Below are 8764 nucleotides of genomic sequence, written 5' to 3'. Positions count from 1 at the left end.
TTCGCTATTTTATAGATTATAACACCCTGAAAAATTCTAATCTTCATAAAACATTAACCAACCCTTAGGAACGAATAAATTTATTGAACTAAATTTAAGCCGTATCTTTGTTTAAAAATTAATGCCTAATGAACAAAAAAGTAATCCTTATGATACTAGACGGTTGGGGAAAATCTCCGGACCCAAAAGTTTCTGCTATTGACAATGCCAATGTTCCGTTTATCAATAGTTTGTATCAAAAATATCCAAGTGCACAATTAAGAACTGATGGCCTCAACGTTGGGTTACCCGAAGGTCAAATGGGAAATTCCGAAGTAGGACACATGAACCTTGGTGCGGGTAGAATTGTGTATCAAGATTTAGCCAAAATTAATTTGGCAGTCAAAAATAAAACCATGAACCAAGAAAAGCCATTGCTAGATGCTTTTCAATATGCGAAAGACCATAATAAAGCGGTTCATTTCCTTGGTTTAATATCCGATGGTGGCGTGCATTCCCATACGTCGCATTTGCGTGGCTTGATAGATGCTTCGCAGGATTTTGGTTTGCCAAAAGTTTTTATACATGGCTTTACGGATGGTCGCGATGTGGACCCAAAATCAGGGAAAACATACCTTCAAGATTTAGAAAACTATATTAAAAATACTTCGGTTAAAATTGCCACTGTTACTGGTCGGTATTATGCCATGGACAGAGACAAACGCTGGGAACGCGTGAAGCTGGCTTATGATTTGGTGGTGAATGGCACAGGAAAACACACTACCAATGTAGTACAAAGCATAGCCGAAAGTTATGCTGAAAATGTAACCGATGAATTCATACAACCGCTTACGGCTGTTGATGCTAATGATACTCCTATTGCCACTATTCAAAACGAAGATGTGGTGCTATTCTTCAACTTCAGAACCGATAGAGGAAGAGAATTGACCGAAGCCTTGTCGCAAAAAGATTTCCACGAATTCAATATGCACAAACTGAATTTGTATTATGTGACGATGACTAACTATGATGATACCTACGAAAACGTGCATGTGATTTATGACAAAGACAACATCACCGAAACGCTGGGTGAAGTGCTGGAAAAACACAACAAAACCCAAATTCGTATAGCCGAAACCGAGAAATATCCACATGTTACCTTCTTCTTTTCGGGTGGAAGAGAAATTCCATTTCGTGGCGAAAGCCGCATCTTGAGAAACTCTCCCAAAGTAGCTACCTATGATTTGCAACCCGAAATGAGCGCCTTTGAACTAAAAGACGCTTTGATTCCAGAATTAAACAAAGGCGATGTTGATTTTGTATGTCTCAATTTTGCCAATGGCGATATGGTGGGACACACTGGTGTGATGGCAGCAGCCATTAAAGCTTGTGAAGCCGTTGATGCTTGTGTTTCAGAAGTAGTAACCGCCGCTTTGGCCAACGATTATACCACAATTATCATTGCGGACCACGGGAATTGTGAAACAATGATCAACCCTGATGGCTCGCCAAACACCGCACATACTACGAACCCAGTGCCAATTATTATAGTAGACAAAAACCATTTGCCGGTACACGATGGAGTTTTGGGCGACTTGGCTCCTACGATATTAGAACTGATGGGCATACCAAAACCCGAAGTCATGACGGGTCATTCCTTGTTAGTGAACTTATAAAAAAACTATAACTTTTTATCGTTGTAGTTTGTGTGTTTTATTTGCATTATGGGCACGGGATGTAATTCTGCGCTATACGTTACAAAAAAAATAATGATAAACTCCTTTTGATAGAATAAAAAAGGATTAAATAAAAGTTAAAATTTCATTTTTGATAGTAATACTATTATATTTGCATAAAAATATATCATTATAACTATTTTGAAACTAAAACATTTACTCCTTTTACTCGCCTTTATAAGTATTAGCCAATTTGGTTTTGGTCAAGAAAAAAAAGAGCTTGGTTCATGGAACATCTTAAATGTTACCATGAAAGTAAATCCAAAATGGAATTTCTTTACAGAAGCACAGCTTAGAAGTTTGGCTTTTTATAGTGATTTCCATTATTATGAAATAAAAATTGGAGCCACCTATAAAATCAAACCAAATTTTTCAATAACTGGTGGAATTGGCAATTACAACACCTATAGCGAAGGCGGAAATATTTTAAAACCTATACAAAATAAAGAAATCAGAACCTGGGCTCAAGTCAATTTAAAAAACCCATTTGACTATATCATTTTTGAACACCGCTACAGAGCAGAGCAACGATTTACCACAAATGGCTATAGAAATCGATTCAGATATCGTTTATCGGCAGTAGTTCCGTTGGAAGGGAAAAAAATAGAGCCCAAAACATTTTATCTTTCGGTATGGAATGAACTATTTTTTACTGATAAGGAACCTTTTTTTGAGAGAAATCGCCTTTTCATTGGTGGCGGTTATGAGTTTTCAGAAAACTTAGCCATTCAAACAGGTTATATTCATCAGTTTGATTATAAAATTAATGACGAAACAGGTCGCGACTTTTTTAATGTAGCACTACTATATAATTTTAATTTGAAACAAAAAGCGAAGCATGATTTTCATCCTTCGACAAATGATTAAAAAATGACCATGAATAATTTATCTTTAAAAATACAAATCAATAATAACATCTTTGTTAAAGATCCAGAAACCTCAACGCTGGGTAGAAAAATTATACAAGAGAGTATTATCTTAATGGATGAAATTGGTTTTGAAAATTTTACCTTCAAAAAGCTTGGAGAACGAATAGGTTCTAACGAAAGTTCTATTTATCGTTATTTTGAAAGCAAACACAAACTATTGGTTTATCTATCTTCCTGGTATTGGAGTTGGATTGAATATCGAATGGTTTTTGAAACCAATAACATATACAACGCATTTGAAAAACTAAAAAAAGCAATAACTATAGTCACAGAAAAAATTGAGGATGATTCTAAAACAAAACATATCAATGAGGCCATTTTAAACCAAATTATCATAGCAGAATTTACCAAAACATTACTAACTAAAGAAGTTGATGAAGAAAATAGAGAAGGCTTCTTTTTAGTTTACAAAAGAGTAATCAATAGAATTATAACTATTATTGAGGAAGTGAATCCTGACTACATTTTTGCCAAAAGTTTAGCTTCTTCTATTGTTGAAGGAGCATTGCATCAACATTTTTTGAAAGATCACTTGAAAACTATTACCAATTGTAACAACGATATATCTCCAACAGATTTTTATATAAATTTAGTTTCCCAAACTTTAAAATCATGACTATGAAATATACACCTTTACAACGTTTTATTAGCTTATTGCGACTGGATAAAAAAGACATTTCGCAAGTATTCTTTTATGCTATTTTTGCTGGATTGGTAAGTTTGTCCTTGCCATTAGGTATCCAAGCTATTATCAATTTAATACAATCAGGGCGCGTGAGTGTTTCATGGGTTGTATTAGTAATTATTGTCATTATTGGAGTTGCCTTGGTTGGCATTTTATCCATTATGCAACTACGAATTACAGAGAATTTACAACAAAAAATATTTGTTCGTTCCTCTTTTGAGTTTGGGTTTCGTTTGCCAAAAATTAAGTTTGAAGAATTATACAATCAATATCCACCAGAATTGGCCAATCGTTTTTTTGATACGATTACTATTCAAAAAGGAGCTTCAAAACTATTGATCGATTTTTCATCAGCCCTTCTTCAAATCGTCTTTGGAATTATTTTGCTTTCGCTATATCATCCGTTCTTCATATTCTTCGGATTGATACTATTGCTTTTATTGTATATCATTTTTAAATTTTCTTACAATTCAGGAATTTCTACCAGTATTAAAGAATCAAAATACAAGTATAAAGTAGTGAGTTGGTTGCAAGAAATGGCAAGAAACAATTATAGTTTTAGAAAAAAAACCAACTTTAATTATGCATTAAACAAAAACAATTATTTAGTCACTCAGTATTTAGAGTACAGAGAAAAGCACTTTAACATCATCAAAAGACAGTTTATCCAATTGATTGTTTTTAAAGTAATCATTACCGCTGGATTGCTTTTCATTGGTGGGTATTTAGTACTAAATCAAAAAATGAATATAGGACAGTTCGTTGCAGCAGAAATCATCATTTTATTGGTCATCAATTCTGTAGAGAAAATTGTGGTTGGTCTAGAAACGCTTTATGATGTTTTGACTGCCGTTGAAAAGATTGGACAAATTTCAGATTTAGAAATAGAACCTAATCAAACTACTAACAATGAAATTTGTTACAACAATATTACTTTAGAAGCTGAAAACATTAATTTCAAGTTCCCAGAATCTGGAGACTATGTCTTAGATACTATCAATTTAAAAATTGAGAATTCCGAAAAAATATTCTTGGAAGGTGACAATGGTTCGGGAAAAACCACTTTGATAAGGATACTTTCTGGATTATTACAACCTACATCAGGAACATTTTTTATTAACGATGACACGTATAGAAAAATTGATTTACAACAGTATCGTTCTCAAATCGGAACCATAATTAATGGAGAAACTCCTTTTGAAGGAACTATTTTAGAAAATATTACTTTCAATAACCCTACTATTTCTCATGAAGACATCAAATGGGCTATAGAAAGTGTAAAATTAGGTTCCTTTATAAAATCATTACCCAAAGGATTAGATACCAAAATTTTCCCTGAGGGAAGACAGCTATCTTCATCTAATGCTCAAAAAATACTTTTGGCTAGAAGCATCATCAACAAACCCAAAATTCTTTTCTTTGAAGACGCTCTGGACAGAATGGATGCTCCTATTGCTAAAGAAATCATTGACTTTTTAACATCGAATGAAAACAAATGGACTTTAATTGTGTCCTCAAAAAATCCGTATTGGAAAGAAAAATGCACCCGTAAAATCACCATGCAAGAAGGAAAAATAAGTAACGACACTAAAACTATTTAATTATGCTCAATATTTCAAATAACAACCCTATTACTGAAAACATTGAACAGTTTAGCACAGTAAAAAACTTGAGCCATAGGCCACATTATAAAATTTTAAATAAAATAATTCTAGGTGTTTCTCTTTTGGGAGTTATTATTTTATTTCTTCCTTGGACACAAAACATCTCTGGTTCAGGTGCTGTAACAACATTGAAGCCTGGCCAAAGACCACAAACTATTCATACTGCCATAGCAGGAAGAATCGAAAAATGGTACGTGAAAGAAGGAGATTTTGTAAATAAAGGCGATACCATTCTTTTTATATCTGAAACCAAAGAAGACTATCTTGACCCTAACTTGGTTAAAAATACCGAGAGCCAAATGAAAGCAAAAGAAATGGCACAGGTTTCTTATGGAGGAAAAGTAACCACATTGTCAGCTCAAATTGCTGCTATTCAAAACGAGAAGCATTTGAAACTCCAACAGGCAAAAAACAAAATTAGACAAGGCATTTTAAAAGTAAAAAGTGATAGTATTGATTTAATTGCAGTTAGAACTCAAGTAAAAATTGCTAATACACAATTCAATCGTGTTATTGCTTTGAACAAAGAAGGTTTAAAACCATTGACTGATGTGGAAGAAAAAAGATTGAAACTTCAAGAAATGGATGCCAAAATAATCACCCAAGAAAACAAACTTTTAGCTAGCGAAAATGAATTGATAAATGTCAAAGTAGAAGTCAATCGTATAATAGCAGAGTATAATGAAAAAGAGCAAAAAGCCAGAAGTGATCAATATACAGCCTTGAGTAATCAATATGATACGGAAGCGCAAGTCAACAAATTGAAAAACCAATACACTAATTACCAAATCAGAAATGGTATGTATTATATCAAAGCACCACAAAGTGGCTATGTGAATAGAGCATTACAATCAGGAATTGGAGAAACAATAAAAGAAGGAACTCAAATCGTAAGCATAATGCCATCAAAATATGATATCGCCGTTGAGACTTATGTAACACCTACTGATTTACCATTGGTGCACAAAGGAGAAAAAGTAAGAGTTTGGTTTGATGGTTGGCCTACAATAGTATTTTCTGGTTGGCCAGGAATGAGTTATGGAACATTTGGAGGGAAAATAGTTGCCGTAGAAAATTTTATTAGCGATAATGGAAAATTCAGAGTGCTAATTGCTCCAGACGAAGATGAAGCACAATGGCCAAAACAAGTAAGCATTGGTTCTGGCGCGCAAACATTAGCTTTACTTGATAATGTTCCTGTTTGGTTTGAACTATGGCGAACTTTGAATGGTTTTCCACCAAATTACTATCAGCCAAAAGAGAGTTCACAAAAAGAGAAAAAATAATGAAATCAATAGTTTTAGGTTTTTTATTTATGGGATTTTTAGGATTTGGACAAACTTCACAACCAAAAGAATTTAGCTATAATGAATTCTTGGGTTATGTAAAAAAGTATCATCCAATGGTAAAAGGTGCTGCCTTACAAGTGAGTAGTGCCCAAGCTAATTTGATGATGGCGCGTGGCGGTTTTGACCCAAAGATTGAAGTTGATTTTGAACAAAAAAAATTCAAAGACAGCGAATATTTCTCTATTCTCAATAGTAGCTTTGTAATTCCAACTTGGTATGGAATTGAAGTAAAAGCTGGTTTTGACAACAATGAAGGTATTTACCTTAATCCAGAAAACACCCTTCCAAATCAAGGGTTAACCTCGTTAGGAATTAATATTCCGCTTGGGCAAGGATTGTTTATCAACCAAAGAATGGCTGATTTACGCAAAGCAAAACTACAAATTAATTTGAGCCAAGCCGAACAAAAACTTCAGGCAGTTGCTGTTTTGTATGAGGCATCTGTAGCTTACTTTAATTGGCGAAAAAATTACAATGAAGTACTACTCTATGAAAACTATGCAAAAAATGCACAAGTCAGATTTATAGGTGTGAAATCACTCATAAGAGAAGGTGACAAACCAGCCATTGATAGCGTTGAAGCTGGAATAATAGTGAAAAACAGGTTGTTAAATTTGGAGGATTCTAAATTAAAATTAAACAAAGCCAAATTGGAATTATCTAATTTCCTTTGGCTCAATAATAATATCCCATTTGAATTGGCAGATGATTTGAATCCAGAAGGAAATTTGGAACAAACAATACAAGAAACGCTTAGGACGAATGAATTATTGAATACTGAAACTTCTATTACTAATCATCCTAAAATAAATGCACTCCAAAATAAAGTAGACATTTATACCGTTGACAAAAAACTAAAAGCCAACATGCTTTTGCCAAAAATTGATTTGGGATATTCCTACTTATCAGAACCAAGTTATTTTGACAATTATAGATTTCAGGATTATAAAGTAGGCGTGAATTTTGCTTTTCCTTTATTCTTGAGAAAAGAAAGAGGTAATTTAAAAATGGCTAAATTCAAAGTACAAGATGCACAACTAAATTTAGATTTAGAAAAAGTACAATTAAAAAACAAAATCAATGCACAGAAAATCGAAATTCAATCGTTGCTAAAACAAAAGAATATTATTTCAGATTTAGTAAATGATTACAAGATCATGCTAACTTCGGAAGACCGTTTATTTTCCTTTGGTGAAAGCTCCATTTTCCTAATTAACTCAAGAGAAAATAATTTAGTAAGCAGTCAATTAGCTGAAATCACAATAGAAAACAGGTATTTCATTTCAAATGCAGAACTATTTAAAATCATGGCCAATCCAGAATAAGTAAAGCTAAAATAGTTACTTTTGCAACCTGAAAATACTGAATATGATTATCCAAAAAACTCTTGAAGAAATTGAATTGATGCGTGAAAGCGCTTTAGTAGTTTCAAAAACGTTAGGTATGATTGCCTCTGAAATAACGCCAGGTGTAACTACTTTACATTTAGATAAATTAGCAGAAACATTTATCAGAGATCATGGTGCCACACCAGGATTTTTAGGCATGTATGGATTTCCAAATTCACTTTGTATGAGTCCTAATGCACAAGTGGTACATGGTATTCCTAATAACACACCTTTGCAAGAAGGCGATGTAATTTCGGTAGATTGTGGTGCTTTAAAAAATGGCTTTTATGGTGATCATGCTTACTCATTTGAGATTGGTGAAGTAGCTCCAGAGGTAAAAAAATTATTAAAAGTTACCAAGGAAAGTCTTTATGTTGGAATCAGAGAATTTAAAATTGGTAATCGTGTAGAAGATGTGGGCAATGCTATTCAAAAATATTGTGAAGGACATGGTTATGGCGTAGTACGCGAACTAGTTGGTCATGGACTAGGGAGAGTGATGCACGAAGCGCCAGAAATGCCAAATTATGGCAAACGCGGACGTGGAAAATTGTTTGTAGAAGGAATGGTAGTTGCCATTGAACCGATGATTAATATGGGAACCAAAAACATAAAACAGCTTAAAGACGGTTGGACCATATTAACTGCCGATGGAAAACCGAGTGCACATTTTGAGCACGACGTAGCTTTAGTAGATGGGAAACCAGAACTACTTTCCACATTTGCTTATATCTATAAAGCCTTAGGAATTGAAAGTAATGAAGAGGATGAATTTCGTAAAACTAGATTAGTGTTGTAATGAAAAAGATTTTCAAATTCATACTGAATACCATTCCACGACCAATACTTATTCGGTTGAGCATAGTAGTTAGACCGATTTTAGCATTTCTATTAAAAGGAAATACCTTTACAGACCCAATTGACGGAAAAAGTTTTCGTATGTTTTTGCCCTATGGTTATGGAAATCAACGAAACAATGTGCTATCGCCAAGCACGCTTTCACTAGAAAGACATCGATTATTGTGGTTGTATCT

At 33.7% G+C, this 8764-nt stretch carries 7 protein-coding genes and 1 pseudogene; all 8 read left to right on the top strand.

Translation table 11 applies throughout. The annotated features are described in order from the left end of the window. The first annotated feature begins 128 nt into the window (after positions 1-128). The gene (gpmI, locus tag ACOYLT_RS08940) at positions 129-1655 is read left to right on the top strand and encodes a 2,3-bisphosphoglycerate-independent phosphoglycerate mutase (RefSeq protein WP_422853514.1); all 1527 of its coding nucleotides are present in this window, start codon (positions 129-131) and stop codon (positions 1653-1655) included. Between the two features lie 201 nt (positions 1656-1856). Then, positions 1857-2582, top strand: coding sequence for a DUF2490 domain-containing protein (locus tag ACOYLT_RS08935; protein WP_422853513.1), 726 nt, complete (start codon positions 1857-1859; stop codon positions 2580-2582). A 9-nt stretch (positions 2583-2591) separates the two neighbouring features. Continuing rightward, positions 2592-3260 (top strand): TetR/AcrR family transcriptional regulator, encoded by a 669-nt coding sequence (locus ACOYLT_RS08930; protein ID WP_422853512.1) that lies wholly within the window; start codon positions 2592-2594, stop codon positions 3258-3260. Positions 3261-3262: 2 nt separating this feature from the next. Further along, positions 3263-4930, top strand: coding sequence for a peptidase domain-containing ABC transporter (locus ACOYLT_RS08925; protein ID WP_422853511.1), 1668 nt, complete (start codon positions 3263-3265; stop codon positions 4928-4930). Between the two features lie 2 nt (positions 4931-4932). Beyond that, the gene (locus ACOYLT_RS08920) at positions 4933-6279 is read left to right on the top strand and encodes an HlyD family secretion protein (protein ID WP_422853510.1); all 1347 of its coding nucleotides are present in this window, start codon (positions 4933-4935) and stop codon (positions 6277-6279) included. After that, a complete protein-coding gene (locus ACOYLT_RS08915; RefSeq protein ID WP_422853509.1) occupies positions 6279-7667 on the top strand; it encodes a TolC family protein in 1389 nt (462 codons plus the stop codon). The genes ACOYLT_RS08920 and ACOYLT_RS08915 overlap by 1 nt, the downstream gene beginning before the upstream one ends. 43 nt (positions 7668-7710) lie before the next feature. Then, on the top strand, positions 7711-8529 hold the full coding sequence (map, locus tag ACOYLT_RS08910; protein ID WP_422853508.1) for a type I methionyl aminopeptidase: 819 nt from the start codon (positions 7711-7713) through the stop codon (positions 8527-8529). Next, positions 8529-8764: pseudogene (locus tag ACOYLT_RS08905) on the top strand (SAM-dependent methyltransferase); the annotation flags it as partial. The gene map and the pseudogene ACOYLT_RS08905, both read left to right, overlap by 1 nt.

Source organism: Flavobacterium sp., from assembly GCF_049318185.1.
GTDB lineage: Bacteria > Bacteroidota > Bacteroidia > Flavobacteriales > Flavobacteriaceae > Flavobacterium.
This window is presented reverse-complemented; position numbering and strand designations above follow the sequence as displayed.

Excerpts from the sequence above, each read along its gene's own strand:
- gpmI (WP_422853514.1), top strand. The coding sequence starts at position 129 with ATGAACAAAAAAGTAATCCTTATGATACTAGACGGTTGGGGAAAATCT.
- ACOYLT_RS08930 (WP_422853512.1), top strand. The coding sequence starts at position 2,592 with ATGAATAATTTATCTTTAAAAATACAAATCAATAATAACATCTTTGTT.
- ACOYLT_RS08925 (WP_422853511.1), top strand. The coding sequence starts at position 3,263 with ATGAAATATACACCTTTACAACGTTTTATTAGCTTATTGCGACTGGAT.
- ACOYLT_RS08920 (WP_422853510.1), top strand. The coding sequence starts at position 4,933 with ATGCTCAATATTTCAAATAACAACCCTATTACTGAAAACATTGAACAG.
- ACOYLT_RS08915 (WP_422853509.1), top strand. The coding sequence starts at position 6,279 with ATGAAATCAATAGTTTTAGGTTTTTTATTTATGGGATTTTTAGGATTT.
- map (WP_422853508.1), top strand. The coding sequence starts at position 7,711 with ATGATTATCCAAAAAACTCTTGAAGAAATTGAATTGATGCGTGAAAGC.